Annotated in this window: 14 protein-coding genes and 2 pseudogenes; 5 read left to right on the top strand and 11 right to left on the bottom strand. The window is 66.0% G+C overall.

Annotation, left to right across the window (positions count from 1 at the left end):
- Positions 1 to 71: 71 nt before the first annotated feature.
- The 3 genes and pseudogenes from LRM40_RS21060 (at position 72) to LRM40_RS21070 (ending at position 2,185) form a co-directional block, all read left to right on the top strand.
- A complete protein-coding gene (locus tag LRM40_RS21060) occupies positions 72 to 323 on the top strand; it encodes a helix-turn-helix transcriptional regulator (protein ID WP_105812247.1) in 252 nt (83 codons plus the stop codon).
- A gap of 137 nt (positions 324 to 460) precedes the next feature.
- A pseudogene (locus LRM40_RS21065) lies at positions 461 to 694 on the top strand (response regulator); the annotation flags it as partial.
- 45 nt (positions 695 to 739) lie between these two features.
- Positions 740 to 2,185: a DHA2 family efflux MFS transporter permease subunit gene (locus LRM40_RS21070; RefSeq protein ID WP_151122414.1), complete on the top strand. Its 1,446-nt coding sequence runs from the start codon at positions 740 to 742 to the stop codon at positions 2,183 to 2,185.
- A 6-nt stretch (positions 2,186 to 2,191) separates the two neighbouring features.
- Here LRM40_RS21070 and LRM40_RS21075 read toward each other — a convergent pair whose 3' ends face one another.
- From LRM40_RS21075 to LRM40_RS21085, 3 genes are read right to left on the bottom strand one after another with little or no spacing between them, the layout of a single operon-like run.
- Complete coding sequence (locus tag LRM40_RS21075) at positions 2,192 to 3,637, bottom strand: efflux transporter outer membrane subunit (RefSeq protein WP_151122413.1); 1,446 nt, start codon at positions 3,635 to 3,637, stop codon at positions 2,192 to 2,194.
- Positions 3,634 to 6,798, bottom strand: a complete 3,165-nt coding sequence (locus LRM40_RS21080) for an efflux RND transporter permease subunit (RefSeq protein WP_151122412.1) — start codon at positions 6,796 to 6,798, stop codon at positions 3,634 to 3,636. The genes LRM40_RS21075 and LRM40_RS21080 overlap by 4 nt, the downstream gene beginning before the upstream one ends.
- Positions 6,799 to 6,810: 12 nt before the next feature.
- A complete protein-coding gene (locus LRM40_RS21085) occupies positions 6,811 to 8,025 on the bottom strand; it encodes an efflux RND transporter periplasmic adaptor subunit (RefSeq protein ID WP_211372922.1) in 1,215 nt (404 codons plus the stop codon).
- A gap of 128 nt (positions 8,026 to 8,153) precedes the next feature.
- Between LRM40_RS21085 and LRM40_RS21090 the strand changes: the two genes are divergently transcribed.
- Complete coding sequence (locus LRM40_RS21090) at positions 8,154 to 8,600, top strand: sensor histidine kinase (protein WP_151122410.1); 447 nt, start codon at positions 8,154 to 8,156, stop codon at positions 8,598 to 8,600.
- On the opposite strand, the gene LRM40_RS21095 is transcribed toward LRM40_RS21090, so the two are convergent.
- The 8 genes and pseudogenes from LRM40_RS21095 to LRM40_RS21130 form a co-directional block, all read right to left on the bottom strand.
- Positions 8,597 to 9,154: a recombinase family protein gene (locus LRM40_RS21095; RefSeq protein WP_003100847.1), complete on the bottom strand. Its 558-nt coding sequence runs from the start codon at positions 9,152 to 9,154 to the stop codon at positions 8,597 to 8,599. The two genes, LRM40_RS21090 and LRM40_RS21095, sit on opposite strands and share 4 nt — an antisense overlap.
- The gene (locus tag LRM40_RS21100) at positions 9,148 to 9,519 is read right to left on the bottom strand and encodes a hypothetical protein (protein ID WP_003100853.1); all 372 of its coding nucleotides are present in this window, start codon (positions 9,517 to 9,519) and stop codon (positions 9,148 to 9,150) included. Before LRM40_RS21100 ends, LRM40_RS21095 begins: the two co-directional genes overlap by 7 nt.
- Complete coding sequence (locus tag LRM40_RS21105; protein ID WP_003100856.1) at positions 9,516 to 10,016, bottom strand: hypothetical protein; 501 nt, start codon at positions 10,014 to 10,016, stop codon at positions 9,516 to 9,518. The genes LRM40_RS21100 and LRM40_RS21105 overlap by 4 nt, the downstream gene beginning before the upstream one ends.
- Complete coding sequence (locus LRM40_RS21110) at positions 10,013 to 10,339, bottom strand: hypothetical protein (RefSeq protein WP_003100858.1); 327 nt, start codon at positions 10,337 to 10,339, stop codon at positions 10,013 to 10,015. The genes LRM40_RS21105 and LRM40_RS21110 overlap by 4 nt, the downstream gene beginning before the upstream one ends.
- A 254-nt stretch (positions 10,340 to 10,593) precedes the next feature.
- A complete protein-coding gene (locus LRM40_RS21115) occupies positions 10,594 to 10,950 on the bottom strand; it encodes a cupin domain-containing protein (protein ID WP_003465043.1) in 357 nt (118 codons plus the stop codon).
- A gap of 296 nt (positions 10,951 to 11,246) precedes the next feature.
- Positions 11,247 to 11,807: a chlorite dismutase family protein gene (locus LRM40_RS21120; RefSeq protein ID WP_151122437.1), complete on the bottom strand. Its 561-nt coding sequence runs from the start codon at positions 11,805 to 11,807 to the stop codon at positions 11,247 to 11,249.
- 229 nt (positions 11,808 to 12,036) lie between these two features.
- A pseudogene (locus LRM40_RS21125) lies at positions 12,037 to 12,321 on the bottom strand (HepT-like ribonuclease domain-containing protein); the annotation flags it as partial.
- Entirely contained in the window at positions 12,318 to 12,608 is a 291-nt protein-coding gene (locus tag LRM40_RS21130) for a nucleotidyltransferase family protein (protein WP_001247892.1), read from the bottom strand. The gene LRM40_RS21130 and the pseudogene LRM40_RS21125, both read right to left, overlap by 4 nt.
- Before the next feature lie 158 nt (positions 12,609 to 12,766).
- Here LRM40_RS21130 and LRM40_RS21135 point away from each other — a divergent pair, with 158 nt between their 5' ends.
- A complete protein-coding gene (locus LRM40_RS21135) occupies positions 12,767 to 15,733 on the top strand; it encodes a Tn3-like element ISPa38 family transposase (protein ID WP_003100881.1) in 2,967 nt (988 codons plus the stop codon).
- Positions 15,734 to 15,754 lie beyond the last annotated feature (21 nt).

Raw genomic sequence — 15,754 nt, forward strand, 5'->3', positions numbered from 1 at the left:
TTCACCCCCGTCTGGCACCCATGTGCTTGCAATCATGGGTGCCAGCGCGTTTAAACCATAAGGACTTAGAGATGATCGACCAACAAGAAATTCAGGGGGGCGCTGTAAGGAGAACCGCCGGCGTTTCCACAAGTGCAGGACTGCCGAGCGCGCTCACCTATCGCGTGAACGTCGCTGCGGCGAAGCTGGGCGTTTCGCGCTCCACCATCTACCGGATGATTAAGGACGGCGACCTTGAGCTGGTGAAGATTCGCAAGCGAGCCAGCGGCGTCACTGCCGAAAGCCTCCACACGGCGCTTGAGCAGAGAAAGGCCGCTCGCTGATACCATAGTGGCATCCGCGCAACACGGGTGCCACACCCCCAGCGGCCCAAAAGTGGGTAGCTAGATGGGTAGCCAGAGCGAAAAATCAGGCAAAACACCCGCGCAAGTGCCTGAATTTAAAAGAAATCGCTTATACCATGAAACTTGTCATCTGCGACGTCAACATGCCCAACATCGACGGCTTGACCATGGTCGAGAAGGTGCGCAAGGAGCTGAACAACCCGACGGTGCAGATCATCATGCTGACCACCGAGAACGCGCCGGCCATGAAGGAGCGCGGCCGGGCCGCGGGCGTGAAGGGCTGGATCGTCAAGCCCTTCAACGGGCCGGCGGCCATCGGGTCGATCAAGAAGCTGGTGGGCGTGGCCTGACCCTCCCCGGCACGGGCCTGTTGCCAAGCTGGGACACTCGGGGGCATGCCCGATGTGAACCCGCGCACCCAACGCTATCTGCCCTGGATCGTGGCCTCCGCGCTCTTCATGGAGCAGATGGACGCCACCATCGTCAACACCGGCATCCCGGCCATGGCGGCCGATCTGGGCACCACGCCGCTGGCGCTCAAGGCCGTGTCGTCCAGCTATGTGCTGGCGCTGGCCATGAGCATCCCGGCCAGCGGCTGGCTGGCCAACCGCTTCGGCACGCGCCGGATCTTCCTCTCGGCCATCGTGGTGTTCACGCTGGCCTCGCTGGCCTGCGGGCTGGCGCCCAGTGTGGCGATGCTGGTGGCCTGCCGGGTGCTGCAGGGCATGTCCGCCGCGATGATGATGCCGGTGGGCCGCATGACCCTGGTGCGCAGCTTTCCCAAGAGCCAGCTGCTGCAGGCCATGAACTTCATGGTCATCCCGGCGCTGATGGGCCCCTTGCTGGGGCCGACGGTGGGCGGGTTGATCGTGCACTGGGGCAGCTGGCGCGAGATGTTCTTCGTCAACGTGCCGGTGGGCCTGGCCGCGCTGGCCTTCGGCCTGCGGCACATGCCGGATTACCGCGCAGAGTCGGTGAAGCCCTTCGACCTGCGCGGCATGCTGCTGTTCGGCGGTGGCACGGCGCTGCTGTCCTGGCTGCTGGAGGTCTTCGGCGCCCATGGCCTGGGCCATGGCGAGGCCCTGGCCTGGCTGGCCGCCTCGGTCGCCCTGATGGGGGGCTATGCCTGGCACAGCCGGCACCACGCCGCCCCGCTGCTGAACCTGGCACTGCTGAAGGTGCGCACCTTCCGCGTCTCGGTGCTGGGCGGCATGTTCACCCGCCTGGGCATCGGCGGCACGCCGCTGCTGCTGCCCCTGCTGTACCAGGTGGGCCTGGGCATGCCGGCCTGGCAGTCGGGCCTGTTGATGATGCCGGCCGCCGCCGCCGCCATGGTGATGAAGACCCTGGCCCAGCGGGTGCTGGGCCGCTTCGGCTACCGGCGGGTGCTGATGGTCAACACCTGGATCGTGGCTGTCTGCATTGCCGCCTTCTCCCAGGTGGGGCTCACCACGCCCATCCCGCTCATCGTCGGCCTGGGCCTGGTGATGGGCCTGGCCAATTCGCTGCAGTTCACCAGCCTGAACACCATCGCCTTCGCCGATCTGGGCGAGCGCGACACGGCCGACGGCAGCACCATCGCCAGCACCTTCCAGCAGCTCTCGCTGAGTTTCGGCCTGGCCAGCGGCACGCTGGCGGCGGGCTACTTCCTGGCGCAGGCGCCCAGCGGGGTGGAAGGCGGCGCGCTGCCGGCCCTGCACAAGGCCTTCCTGCTGCTGGCGGCCTTCACGCTGGCCGCCTCGACGATGTTCCGCACCCTGCGCGATCGGGACGGCGACAACGTCAGCCGCCCTGGCCGGGCAGATGCGGAAGAGGCGTCGGCCAGCTTCCGCCCGACCTGAGGCCGCTCAGGCGCCGCCCAGCACCTTGAACAGGGTGAGCCGGTTGCTCTGCTCGGCCAGCTTCAGGCTGATCAGGCTCTGCCGGGCGCTCCAGTAGCTGCGCTGGGCTTCCAGCACGGTCAGGGCGCTGTCGGCCCCCAGGGCGCGCCGGGTCTCGGTGAGCTTCAGGGCCTGGGCATAGGCCTGCACCTGCTGGGTCTGGGCGTCCAGCCGCTCGTCCAGCTGGGCCCGCACGGCCAGGGCGTCGGCCACCTCCCGGAAGGCGGTCTGCAGCGTCTTCTCATAGGTGGCGAGCTGGGCCTGCTGGTTGGCGCGGGCGGTGTCGATGGCCGCCTGCCGGCTGCCCCAGTCGAAGATGGGCAGGCTCAGCGCCGGGGCCACCGTCCAGGTGCCGTTGCCGGCGCTGAACAGGCCGCTCAGGGCGGTGCTGGCGGTGCCGGCCGTGGCGGTGAGCGAGACCGTGGGGAAGAGGGCGGCCCGGGCCGCGGCCACATTGGCGTCGTTGGCCTGCAGGGTGAACTCGGCGGCCATCACATCGGGCCGGCGCAGCAGCACGCTGGAGGGCAGGTCGGCCGGCACGCCCAGCAGGGCGGTGGCCTGGGCGGTCTGGTCCAGCGCATTCGGGCCGGCGGGCGGCAGCAGGTCCGCCGGCGGCTCGGTGCCCAGCAGCAGGCGCAGGGCATTGAGATCCTGGGCCACCTGGCTTCGGGCGGTGGCTGCGTTCAGCCGGGCCGTCTGCGCCGCGGCCTGCACCGCGGCCAGGTCCAGGGCCGAGATGGCGCCCAGGGCCTTTTGCTGCTCGCTGAGCGCCAGGGTCTGCTGCTGGCTGGCCAGCGTCTCTTCATCCAGCGCCAGCGACTGCTGGTCGGCCGCCAGGGTGAGCCAGGCGGTGGCGGTCTCGGCGATGAGCGTGGCCTGCACGCTGCGCGCGGTGGCCTCGCTGGCCAGCAGCTTGGCCTGGGCGGCCTCGTCCAGCCGGGCCAGGCGGCCCCAGAGGTCGATCTCCCAGGCGGAGACGCCCAGGCTGGCGCTGTGCTGCCGGCTCGCGCCGCCGTGGCCGCTGCTGCTCAGGTCGTCCGCGGTCTTGCTGGTGGTGGTGCCGGCCGAGGCCTTGAGGGTGGGCAGGCGGTCGGCCGTGGCGCTGCTGACGGCGGCGCGGGCCGCGTCGATGTTGCGCAGGGCCACCCGCAGGTCGCGGTTCTGGGTCAGCGCCAGGGCGATGGTCTGGCGCAGGCGGGTGTCCAGGACGACGCTCTGCCAATCCGGCGTGGCGTCGGCGCTGGCGGCCAGGGTGGCCGTGCCGGCCACCGCGCTGGCGCCCAGCGTGGCGGGCACGGGGGCCTGCCACTGCGGGTCACCCGGGCCGCTGGGCTGGGTGGTGACACAGCCGGCCAGCAGGGTCACGAGGGCCGCGGCCAGGGCGATGGGCTTGAGGATGGCGCGCGTTGTCATGCCGCGTTCTCCGGAATCGAGGGGGTGGAATGGACCGCCTTGCGGCCCCGGAAGAAGCGGCGCACGACCAGGTAGAACACCGGGATGAAGACCAGGCCCAGCACGGTGGCGGTGACCATGCCGCCCAGCACGCCGGTGCCGATGGCGCGCCGGCTGGCCGAGGCCGCGCCGGTGGCGATGGCCAGCGGCAGCACGCCGAAGCCGAAGGCCAGCGAGGTCATCACGATGGGCCGCAGCCGCAGCTTGATGGCCTGCAGCGTGGCCTCCATCAGGTCCATGCCCTCGTCATAGAGCTTCTGGGCGAACTCCACGATCAGGATGGCGTTCTTGGCGGACAGGCCGACGGTGGTCAGCAGGCCGATCTGGAAATAGACGTCGTTGGACAGGCCCGCCAGCCAGGTGGCCAGCACCGCGCCGATGACGCCCAGCGGCACCACCAGCATGACGGAGAAGGGCACCGACCAGCTTTCGTACAGGGCGGCCAGGCAGAGGAACACGAACAAGATGGACAGGGCATAGAGCGCTGGGGCCTGCGAGCCGGAGAGGCGTTCCTGGAAGCTCTGGCCCGCCCATTCGTAGGTGATGCCGGTGGGCAGGGTGGCGGCGATCTTTTCCACCTCGGCCATGGCGGTGCCGGTGCTCACGCCCGCGGCGGGCGAGCCCACGATCTCGAAGGAGGACATGCCGCTGTAGCGTTCCAGCTTGGCCGGGCCGCTGCCCCAGCTGGCGCTGGCGAAGGCGCTGAAGGGCACCATGTCGCCGCTGCCATTGCGCACGTACCAGTGGTTCAGGTCTTCGGGCTGCATGCGGTAGGCCGCATCGCCCTGCATGTAGACCTTTTTCACCCGCGACTTGTTGATGAAGTCGTTGACATAGGTGCCGCCCAGGGCGACCGACAGGGTGTTGTTGACGTCGCTGGTGGACAGGCCCAGCGCGGCGGCCTTGCTGTCGTCCACACTGATCTGCAGCTGGGCGGTGTCGTCCAGGCCGCTGGGCCGCACCTGGGTCAGCAGCGGGCTCTTGCGGGCCGCCGCCAGGAACTGGTCGCGCGCGGCCAGCAAAGCGTCGTGGCCCAGGCCGCCCAGGTCTTCCAGCTCGACCGTGAAACCGGCGCTGCTGCCCAGGCCGCGCACCGCGGGCGGCAGCATGAAGAAGATGCGCGCGTCCCGGATGCCGGAGAGGTCCTTGGTGAAGCGCCCGGCCAGCGCGGCGGCATCCTGGCCGCGACCCTTGCGCTGCGACCAGTCCTTGAGCCGCACGAAGAGGTTGCCGCTGGCCTGATCGCCGCTCATGCCGATCAGCGAGATGGAGCTGGTGACTTCGGGCTGGGTCTTGAGGTAGTCCTCCACCTGGCCCAGCACGGCGCGGGTGCGCTCGGCCGAGGCGCCGGCGGGCAGCTGCACCATGGCCATGAGCAGGCCCTGGTCCTCGTCCGGCAGGAAGGAGGTGGGCAGGCGCACGAAGCTCACGCCCAGCGCGGCGACGATCACGCCGTAGATCACCATCATGCGGCCGGCGCGGCCCAGCGTGCGGCGCATGAAGTCCTGGTAACGCTGGGTGAAGCGTTGGAAGCCGCGGTTGAAGGCCGCGAAGAAGCGGCTTGCCGGACCATGCACGGTGCCGTGGGCCGGCTCGGCATCCTCGTCCAGGCCGGCCGCGGCGTGGGGGCGCAGCAGCGAGGCGCACAGGGCGGGCGTCAGGCTCAGGGCCATCAGCACGCTCAGCACCATGGACGAGACGATGGTGATCGAGAACTGGCGGTAGATCACCCCGGTGGAGCCACCGAAGAAGGCCATGGGGATGAACACGGCCGACAGCACCAGCGAGATGCCGATCAGTGCGCCGGTGATCTCGCCCATGCTCTTGCGGGTGGCTTCGCGGGGGCCCAGGCCTTCCTCGCGCATCAGCCGCTCGACGTTCTCCACCACCACGATGGCGTCGTCCACCAGCAGGCCGATGGCCAGCACCATGCCGAAGAGGGTGAGCGTATTGATCGAGTAGCCGAAGGCGGCCAGCACCCCGAAGGTGCCCAGCAGCACCACTGGCACAGCGATGGCCGGGATCAGGGTGGCACGCAGGTTCTGCATGAACAGCACCATCACGATCACCACCAGCACCATGGCCTCGGCCAGGGTCTTGACCACCTCTTCCACCGAGATGGTGACGAAGGGCGTGGTGTCGTAGCCGATGCTGTAGTGGATCTGGTTGGGGAAGAAGGGCGCCAGCTCGGCCAGCTTGGCCTTGACGGCCTTGGCCACGCCCAGCGCGTTGGCGCCCGAGGCCAGCTTGATGCCCACGCCGGCGGCCGGGCGGCCGTTGTAGCGGGTCTGGAAGGTGTAGCTGTCGCTGCCCAGCTCCACGCGGGCCACGTCGCCCAGGTGCACCAGGGCGCCGTCGGTGGCCGACTTGACCACCACGTTCTGGAACTGCCCGACCGTGCGCAGCTTGCTGCGGGCCGAGACCACCGCATTGATCTGCTGGCCGGGCACGGCGGGCAGGGCACCCAGCTGGCCGGCGGAGACCTGGGTGTTCTGCGATTCCAGCGCGCTGCTGATGTCCGAGGGCATCAGCGCGTACTTCTGCATCTTGACCGGGTCCAGCCAGATGCGCATGGCGTAGCCCGAGCCCAGCGTGGTCACGTCGCCCACGCCGTCGATGCGGCTGAGCGTGTCCACCAGACTGGTGGAGACATAGTCGCCCAGGTCGGAGGCGGTGACCGAGGGGTCGTCGGAGACGAAGTTGGCGATCAGCAGAAAGTCGGTGCCGGACTTGGTCACCGTCACGCCCTGGCTCTGCACCACCTGGGGCAGACGGGTGAGGGCCTGCTGCACCTTGTTCTGCACCTGCATCTGCGCAACGTCGGGGTTGGTGCCCGCGATGAAGCTCAGCGTGACACTGGCGCCGCCGGTGGAGCTGGACGTGGACTGCATGCTCTGCAGCCCGTCCAGGCCCTTCATGTTCTGCTCGATCACCTGGGTGACCGAGTCCTCCACCGTCTGCGCGTTGGCGCCGGTGTAGGTGGCGTTGACCGACACGCGCACCGGGGCGATGTCGGGGTACTGTTCCAGCGGCAGGTCCAGGATGGACAGCGCGCCGGCCAGCATGATGAGGATGGCAAGGACCCAGGCAAAGATGGGCCGGTCGATGAAGAACTTCGCCATGGCCGCTCCCGCTCAGCGGCTGGCTGCCGAGGCCGCCACCGGCGCCGAGGCGCCCAGGGCGGCGGGCACCGCGTGAACCACCTGGCCGGGCCGCACCTTGGCCACGCCTTCGACGATGACGCGGTCCCCGACCTTCAGGCCCTGGGTGACGCGCCACCGGTTGCCGATGGCCTGGGCCACGGTGACCGGGCGCTGCTCGACCTTGCCGTCGGTGCCCACCACCAGGGCGCTGGCCGAGCCGGAGGCATTGCGCTGCACGCCGGCCTGCGGCACCAGCAGGGCGGCCGGGTCGACCGCCTGGGTCAGCACCGCGCGCACGTACATGCCGGGCAGCAGTACATGCTCGGGGTTGGGCACGGTGGCCCGCAGCGTCACCGCGCCGGTGCTGGTGTTGACCGACACGCCGTTGACCTTGAGCGTGCCCTCGTGGGCGTAGGCGCTGCCGTCCTCCAGCACCAGCTGGATGCGGGCGCTGCCGTCCTTCAGCCCCTGGCCGCCTTGGCCGCCCTGACCGCCTTGACCCAGTTGCTGGCGCAGCTTGAGCAGGTCCACGCTGCTCTGCGGGATGTCGACGTTGATCGGGTCCAGGCTCTGCACGGTGGTCAGGGCCGTGGTCTGGCTGGCGGTCACCAGCGCGCCCTCGGTGACGCTGGAGGTGTCCACCCGGCCGGCGATGGGCGAGGTGATGCGGGTGCGGGCGAGGTCGATGCGGGCGCTGGCCAGCGTGGCCTGGGCCGAGAGCAGGGCGGCCTCGTCTTCCTTCAGCGCGGCCTGGGCGTCTTCCACCGCCTGCTGGCTGCTGGCATCGGCGGCCCGCAGCGCCTGCTGGCGCTGGGCCGTCAGGCGTGCAGCGGCCAGCGTGGCCTGGGCCTTGGCCACCGCGGCCTCGGCGCTGCGCACGGTGGCTTCGTAGGACGAGGCATCCAGCTGGTAGAGCGGCTGACCGGCCTTCACGGTGCTGCCTTCGGTGAACAGGCGCTTCTGCACGATGCCGCTGACCTGGGGCCGGATTTCGGCGGACTGCGCGGCGACGGTGCGACCGGGCAGCTCGGTGGTCAGGGGCAGGGCCTGGGCGCTGACCGTGAAGACGCCCACGTCGGTGGCGGGTGCGTTCGGGGTCTCGCCGGATTTGGCGGAGCAGGCGGCCAGCCCGTAGTCCAGGCCCAGGGCCAGCAGCGCGGCGGCGGCGGCGCGGGCCGGAGCGGTGCGATGGAAGGAATGATTCACCACGGCAGCAAACAACTTGGATGACGATGGCGGTCATGGTGGTGGCCGAATGTGCAGAAAAAACGAGGAACCCGCTGCCGCGCCGGGGCGGGCTTGCCGGACGGGCCGGCCTTTGGCCCAATCCGTTCATGCGTTTCCTGCCTTCCTGGCGCCGCCGCGTGCCGCGCACCAGCCTGTCGGTGCGGATCTTCCTGGCCGTCTTCGGCACCGGCATCCTGGTGGCCGCCCTGGTGGGCATGGCCACGCACTGGAACTTCAGCCGTGAATTCCTGGGCTATCTCAACGATGTGGCGGCCGAGCGCATGGCCTATGTGGGGCCGCGGCTGGAGCGGGCCTATGCCGATCATGGCAGCTGGGACTTCCTGCGCGAGGAGCCGCGCCGCTGGTTCCACCTGCTGCGGCCCGTGGCGGGCGAGGAACTGCCGGCCGACGCCAACCCCCTGCAGGGCGTGCCGCCCACCTCGGACCTGACCGGCGCCTCGTTGCGCCTGGGCGTGGTGGACAGCCAGAACCAGTGGGTGGCGGGCTTTCGCTACCAGGGGTCGTCTCAGAAAACGGAAAATAAAGCACGCTAAGCGTGCGTGGAGGCTGGCACCCAGCGGTACAGCGTCGGAATGGACACGCCGAGGTTCTTGGCCACGTCCTTGGGCGGCACCCCGCTGGCCAGCAGCTTCTTGGCCGACTCGATCTTGCTGTCGGTCATCTTCGGCTTGCGGCCGCCTTTGCGGCCGAGCTGCTTGGCGACTTCCAGCCCGGCGCGGGTGCGCTCGACGGTCAGCTCGCGCTCCATTTCGGCAAGGCTCGCCATGACGTGGAAGAAGAACCGCCCGGATGGTGTGCCGGTGTCGATGGAGTCGGTGAGGCTCCTGAACTGGACACCGTGCTTGTGCAGATCGCCGACCAGATCGACCAGTTGCTTGACCGACCGGCCCAGCCGGTCGAGCTTCCAGACGACCAAAGTATCGCCTTCGCGCAGCATTTCGAGCGTCTTGGCCAAGCCAGGCCGGTCTGCCCGCGTGCCACTCACCTTGTCCTCGAAGACCTTTTTACATCCGGCCTTGCTCAAGGCTTCGCGTTGCAGCTCCAGGTTCTGATCCTGCGTCGAGACGCGCGCATAGCCAATCAACATGGCTTGTCTCGCGCCCGGTCGATGCGTTCCTGCATCGCCTGCATCACTTCTTCGTGGGTGTACGATCTGGCGTTGGCGTCGGTGGCTTGCCGCAGGGCTTCCTCAACCTCGCGCGTCATCCGCTCGTAATCCTCCGGCCACAGCGCTTGCTCCATGCGCAGCGACGCCTGACCCAGCAGGTGCAGCAGGCTGAACAGCCGCATGTCGTTGGTGGCGACGATGCGCTCCCGAATCTGCTCCTGAATAGCTTCGCTAGCCCGATGCGCTTGTGGTGTGGCAGTCCCCTCGTAGTCAGCGGGGAATTCCGCTTCCTCGGCAATCCTTGCCCAGGCGCTGGCCAGCGCCTCGATGGTTGACGTGCTCATTTCCGCCGCTCCTGTGCTCTTTGGCGAATCAACCGGCCAAGGGGCCTCGACGCGAAAACCAGCAGCATCACGCCTATCGGATACCAGGTCGAGAAGACCACCAAGGCATCGAAGGCTGGCCGTCCGGTGTTGGTAGGCAGTACGGCGGTCACAGCCATCAACCCGCCGACCGTCCAGATGATGCGCCACACGTAGGGCATCACGCGGGGCACGTAGCCGTCATCGAAAGCGGTCTGGTAGTAGCGGCGCAGGCCGCGCTCGGCAAGCGCCTGGCGCTGCCGCTCCGACAGCGCATCCGTCCGGCCATACCAGCGCCGGAATGGTGGACAGCGCAGCAGCAAAGGGGTGAAGAGGATCATCACCGCCACGATCGCGACACCCCACGCCATGACGGCGCCGGCATCGGGCCGCTTGGCGTTCTCGATCACGGGCGCGAAGACGCCCGGAGCACCGATCATCCAGAACAGCGCAATGTGCTGATGGAAGGAGAGCTTCATTTGCTCATCCACTTGCGCAGCAGGCGCTTTTTCAGGGAGGCGCGTTCTTGCGGGTTGCGTCCCTTGTGATTGGCGATGCGATCCGCCGTGGCGGCCTGGCGCTTGACGGGCCAGTAGGAGCGGCCATCCTTGCCCATCGACCAGACGCTGCTGGCCTGGTTTTCCAGCAGGGGCAGATGGGCGCTCAGGGCTTCGGGCGACGCGCTGGTCAGCGCCGTGCGCTCACGGGTGCGCCAGCGCTGATGCCAGAGCTTCTTGTCCTCGCGCTCGCTGCCGCAGGTCGTGTGCCCGACGATGGGTGTTTTGCGGCGGCTGCGGCTCATAACGTAGTGGTCTCCAAGAACATTCAGGACTGATCCCAGGCGTCGATGGTCAAGACCTGATCGGCAGGACAGGCGGCTACGCGGTCGGGAACTGGATGGTGTTCAGTCTCATGCCGACCCCATTCGATTGATCGCGTCGCTTGCGGCACGCTGCGACGCAAGGAGGTTTGCGACCTGGTTTAGCAGCCGTGTCCGCTGCATGTCTGTTACCTATCTCCCCGACCGCTCATTGGACCAACTCCAGAGATTGGGCTCTATCGCTCAGCCAATACGAAACCGGCATTGGCTGATGCCACAACCGAGACGAACACAAATGGCTCGGTACCTGTATTTCGCGCCCCGTGCACTTGGCCCGGTCTTGCCACGGCTATCTCACCTTCCCTGAGGGCACGAACAATCCCATTGCCCTGAAAGTAATCAGCCATTCCCGACAAAACAGTCCACGTGTCTTGGCCGTGAGGATGAATGTGAGCCGCAATTTCCTGCCCGGGATGGACATGCCAAACCACGATAATTGAGTCTCGGGTTTCAAGCACAACGGAACGAATAGGCTCGCCTTCGGACGGCTGAACATACTCGGCTACAGAAAATATTCTCGATTCAACAGTCATCGGAGATCCCTCTTTCACAGTGCCCCCAGACAGGCTGGATATGTGTAACGGCTCGCGTTTGAAAACGGGCGTGCTCGCATTCGATGCCGCTTTCGGCTCGAATTAACTGCAACTGACGGCGCGCTGAAGCTCACGCTATTTGCAAACGAGCTTGCAATCGACGGCGGCGGCTCGCATTTCATGGCGGCGTGCTCGAATTAATTGCAAGTGAAATGCCTGGTTCCAAGCTATCCAAAATCAATAGATGCAGTGCCGGCTGCCCGCTAACGCCCCTGAGCGGTCAGACGGGGATTGACCTACGCCGCCTCTCGCACGAGACGGATATCGACTTCTCTGTCAACGTACTTCCATTCCTCTGTTGCACGCAGTTCGGAAAGCAATGCGTTGAACTCAGCCTCATGGGTTGGCGCGAACTCGAACCAATTGAGAAAATCGAACGGTTCATTTTCAGAGAGGTCGCGGCAGTGATGGAGCTTGCGCGCTACTGCAGGCAAGTAGTTGAGCCCGATTTGAATGTGCTTTGACTTTTCGAAAACGCTCCGGCGCTCGTCTTGCGTGAATTCCCACCAAGCTGCGTTTTTTCGGATCGGTATCAACGCAGCGCAAGTTGCTTCTGGGCGCGCTAGCCCTTGCTGCTTCGCCACAATTTCGTTCTTCTCTTCGCGCATGACATACCGTTCATTGCTTGTTATTCCGCGAAGTACCCAGGGTGCATTGGTTTCGGGCTGCAACTCTGAGGCAGATATTACGTTGAGCCTTTTGGCTTCAGGCAGTGACTTGCCAACTATGGTTTCGGTTCCAACGATCCGCCAAAGACCGCTGTCTCCGCCGACGAATGCAAATAATCGTGTATCCATTTCAACCCCTTCATGTGAGTGTGTTAACTTTTTTACAGCTTCAAAAAACCTATCTGCCCATCCCATGCTTGTGCATCATCGCCTCGCCTCGCTTAGCGTAGTATTGCATTACGCTTACCAGCGCACCCCCCCCCAGTTAAATTGTAAATATAGCATCGAATTGGTCTGTGATACGACCGCCAGAAAATAGCCGTTTGTCGCCATTTCCAAAATTAATTGTACCGTATCGGTACACCACATCGAGGTTGATGTCGAAATAGCCGTGAGCCATGCGATTACGCATATTGCGCATGCTGCGCCACGGCACGTCGGCATGCGCCTGGGTGAACTCGACGTAGCCATCCATCACCTTTGTGGCCGCCTCGCCGATGACGATCAGGCTCATGATGACGGCCTGCTGGGTGCGCTTGTCGGCCAAGAAGTCGTCCTTGGCCATCCCTTCCACGAAGCTGCGCGCATCGGTTGCGGCCTGCTGAATGTGGTCGAGGTAATCGGGCAGGCGGTTCTCGCTCATATCGGTTGCGCCTCCGCGAGCACCTTGGCCCGGAACTTCGGCGGCAGGTCGCCGGGAGTCAGCAGATCGACGTCAACGCCGAGCAGCGATTTCAGTTCTTCTTCCAAATCGCCCAAGTCCAACAACGTGGCACCGGGCAGCGCATCGACCAACAGGTCGAGGTCGCTGCCATCCCGGTCGGTGCCATGCAGCACCGAGCCGAAGACGCGCGGGTTCGCGGCGCGAAAGCGGCCTACCGCTTCACGCACTGCGCTTCGCTTCATGTCAAGCACAACAGACGGTCGCATGGGCATCCTTTCTTATCGAAACTCGTTGAGATGATATGCAATCAAGAATAGAATTTCAAGAACTATTTTCGAGAATCGCAATGCCTTGATTCCCGTGCCGCGCCGGTTGCCTTGGCGGGCTTGTCACAAACCTACGTTTTCAAGAAGAAGGAAACCGCATGCCCCGCCGTTCGATCCTCTCCGCCGCCGAGCGCGAAAGCCTGCTGGCGTTGCCGGACACCAAGGATGAGTTGATCCGTCACTACACGTTCAGCGAAAGCGACCTCTCCATCATCCGGCAGCGGCGCGGCCCGGCCAATCGGCTGGGCTTCGCGGTGCAGCTCTGCTACCTGCGCTTTCCCGGCGTCATCCTTGGCGCTGATGAGCCACCGTTCCCGCCATTGCTGAGACTGGTCGCCAACCAGCTCAAGGTCGGCATCGAAAGCTGGGACGAGTACGGGCAGCGTGAGCAGACCCGACGCGAGCACCTGGTCGAGCTGCAAACGGTGTTCGGCTTCCAGCCGTTCACGATTGGCCACTACCGGCAGGCTGTCCAGTTGCTGACCGAGCTGGCCATGCAAACCGACAAGGGCATCGTGCTGGCCAGAGCCTTGATCGAGCACCTGCGGCGGCAGTCGGTCATTGTGCCCGCCCTCAACGCCGTCGAGCGGGCGAGCGCCGAAGCGATTACCCGCGCCAACCGGCGTCTCTACGACGCCTTGGCTGAGCCGCTGACGGACGTGCATCGCCGTCGCCTCGACGATCTGCTCAAGCGCCGCGACAACGGCAAGACGACGTGGCTGGCCTGGCTGCGGCAATCCCCGGTCAAACCGAACTCGCGGCACATGCTGGAACACATCGAACGCCTCAAGGCGTGGCAGGCGCTCGACCTGCCCTCCGGCATCGAGCGGCTGGTTCACCAGAACCGGCTGCTCAAGATCGCCCGCGAGGGCGGCCAGATGACGCCCGCCGACCTGGCGAAGTTCGAGCCGCAGCGGCGTTACGCGACCCTGGTGGCGCTCGCCATCGAGGGCATGGCCACCGTCACCGACGAAATCATCGACCTGCATGACCGCATCCTGGGCAAGCTGTTCAATGCCGCCAAGAACAAGCATCAGCAGCAGTTCCAGGCATCCGGCAAGGCGATCAATGCCAAGGTGCGGCTGTTCGGGCGCATCGGCCAGGCGCTGATCGAGGCCAAGCAAGCGGGCCGCGATCCGTTCGCCGCCATCGAGGCCGTCATGTCCTGGGATGCTTTCGCCGAGAGCGTCACCGAAGCGCAGCGGCTCGCGCAACCCGAGGACTTCGATTTCCTGCACCGCATCGGCGAGAGCTACGCCACGCTGCGCCGCTACGCGCCGGAATTTCTCGACGTGCTCAAGTTGCGGGCCGCGCCCGCCGCCAAGGACGTACTCGACGCCATCGAGGTGCTGCGCAGCATGAACAGCGACAACGCCCGCAAGGTGCCCACCGACGCGCCGACCGAGTTCATCAAGCCGCGCTGGCAGAAGCTGGTGATGACCGACACCGGCATCGACCGGCGCTACTACGAACTGTGCGCGCTGTCGGAGCTGAAGAACGCGCTGCGCTCCGGCGACATCTGGGTGCAAGGCTCGCGCCAGTTCAAGGACTTCGAGGACTACCTGGTGCCGCCCGCGAAATTCGCCAGCCTCAAGCAGGCCAGCGAATTGCCGCTGGCCGTGGCCACCGATTGCGACCAGTACCTGCATGACCGGCTGACGCTGCTGGAAACGCAGCTCGCCACCGTCAACCGCATGGCGCTGGCCAACGAGCTGCCGGACGCCATCATCACGGAGTCGGGCCTGAAGATCACGCCGCTCGATGCGGCGGTGCCCGATACCGCACAGGCCCTGATCGACCAGACGGCGATGATCCTACCGCACGTCAAGATCACCGAATTGCTGCTGGAGGTAGACGAATGGACGGGCTTCACCCGGCACTTCGCCCACCTGAAGTCAGGCGACCTGGCCAAGGACAAAAACCTGTTGCTGACCACGATCCTCGCCGACGCGATCAACCTGGGCCTGACCAAGATGGCGGAATCGTGCCCCGGCACGACCTACGCCAAGCTGGCCTGGCTGCAAGCCTGGCACATCCGCGACGAAACCTACGGGGCGGCACTGGCCGAGCTGGTCAACGCGCAGTTCCGACATCCCTTCGCCGAGCATTGGGGCGACGGCACCACGTCATCGTCGGACGGCCAGAACTTCCGCACCGGCAGCAAGGCCGAGAGCACCGGCCACATCAATCCGAAATACGGCAGCAGCCCAGGGCGGACGTTCTACACCCATATCTCCGACCAGTACGCGCCGTTCCACACCAAGGTCGTGAACGTCGGCGTGCGCGACTCGACCTACGTGCTCGACGGCCTGCTGTATCACGAATCCGACCTGCGGATCGAGGAGCACTACACCGACACGGCAGGGTTCACGGACCACGTCTTCGCGTTGATGCACCTGCTGGGCTTCCGCTTCGCCCCGCGCATTCGTGACCTGGGCGACACCAAGCTCTACATCCCGAAGGGCGATGCCACCTACGAGGCGTTGAAACCGATGATCGGCGGCACGCTCAACATCAAGCACGTCCGCGCCCATTGGGATGAAATCCTGCGGATGGCCACCTCGATCAAGCAGGGCACGGCGACGGCCTCGCTGATGCTCAGGAAGCTTGGCAGCTACCCGCGCCAGAACGGCCTGGCCGTCGCCCTGCGTGAGCTGGGACGCATCGAGCGCACACTGTTCATCCTGGACTGGCTGCAAAGCGTCGAGCTGCGCCGCCGCGTGCATGCCGGGCTGAACAAAGGCGAGGCGCGCAACGCGCTGGCCCGCGCCGTGTTCTTCAACCGCCTGGGGGAAATCCGCGACCGCAGCTTCGAGCAGCAGCGCTACCGGGCCAGCGGCCTCAACCTGGTGACGGCGGCCATCGTGCTATGGAACACGGTCTATCTGGAGCGGGCCGCGAACGCCTTGCGTGGCCACGGTCAAGCCGTCGATGACGGCCTGTTGCAGTACCTGTCGCCGCTCGGCTGGGAGCACATCAACCTGACCGGCGATTACCTCTGGCGCAGCAGCGCCAAGATCGGCGCGGGCAAGTTCAGGCCGCTACGGCCGCTGCAACCGGCTTAGCGTGCTTTATTTTCCGTTTTC

This window comes from Ideonella dechloratans (assembly GCF_021049305.1).
GTDB classification, from domain to species: Bacteria; Pseudomonadota; Gammaproteobacteria; order Burkholderiales; family Burkholderiaceae_C; genus Ideonella; species Ideonella dechloratans.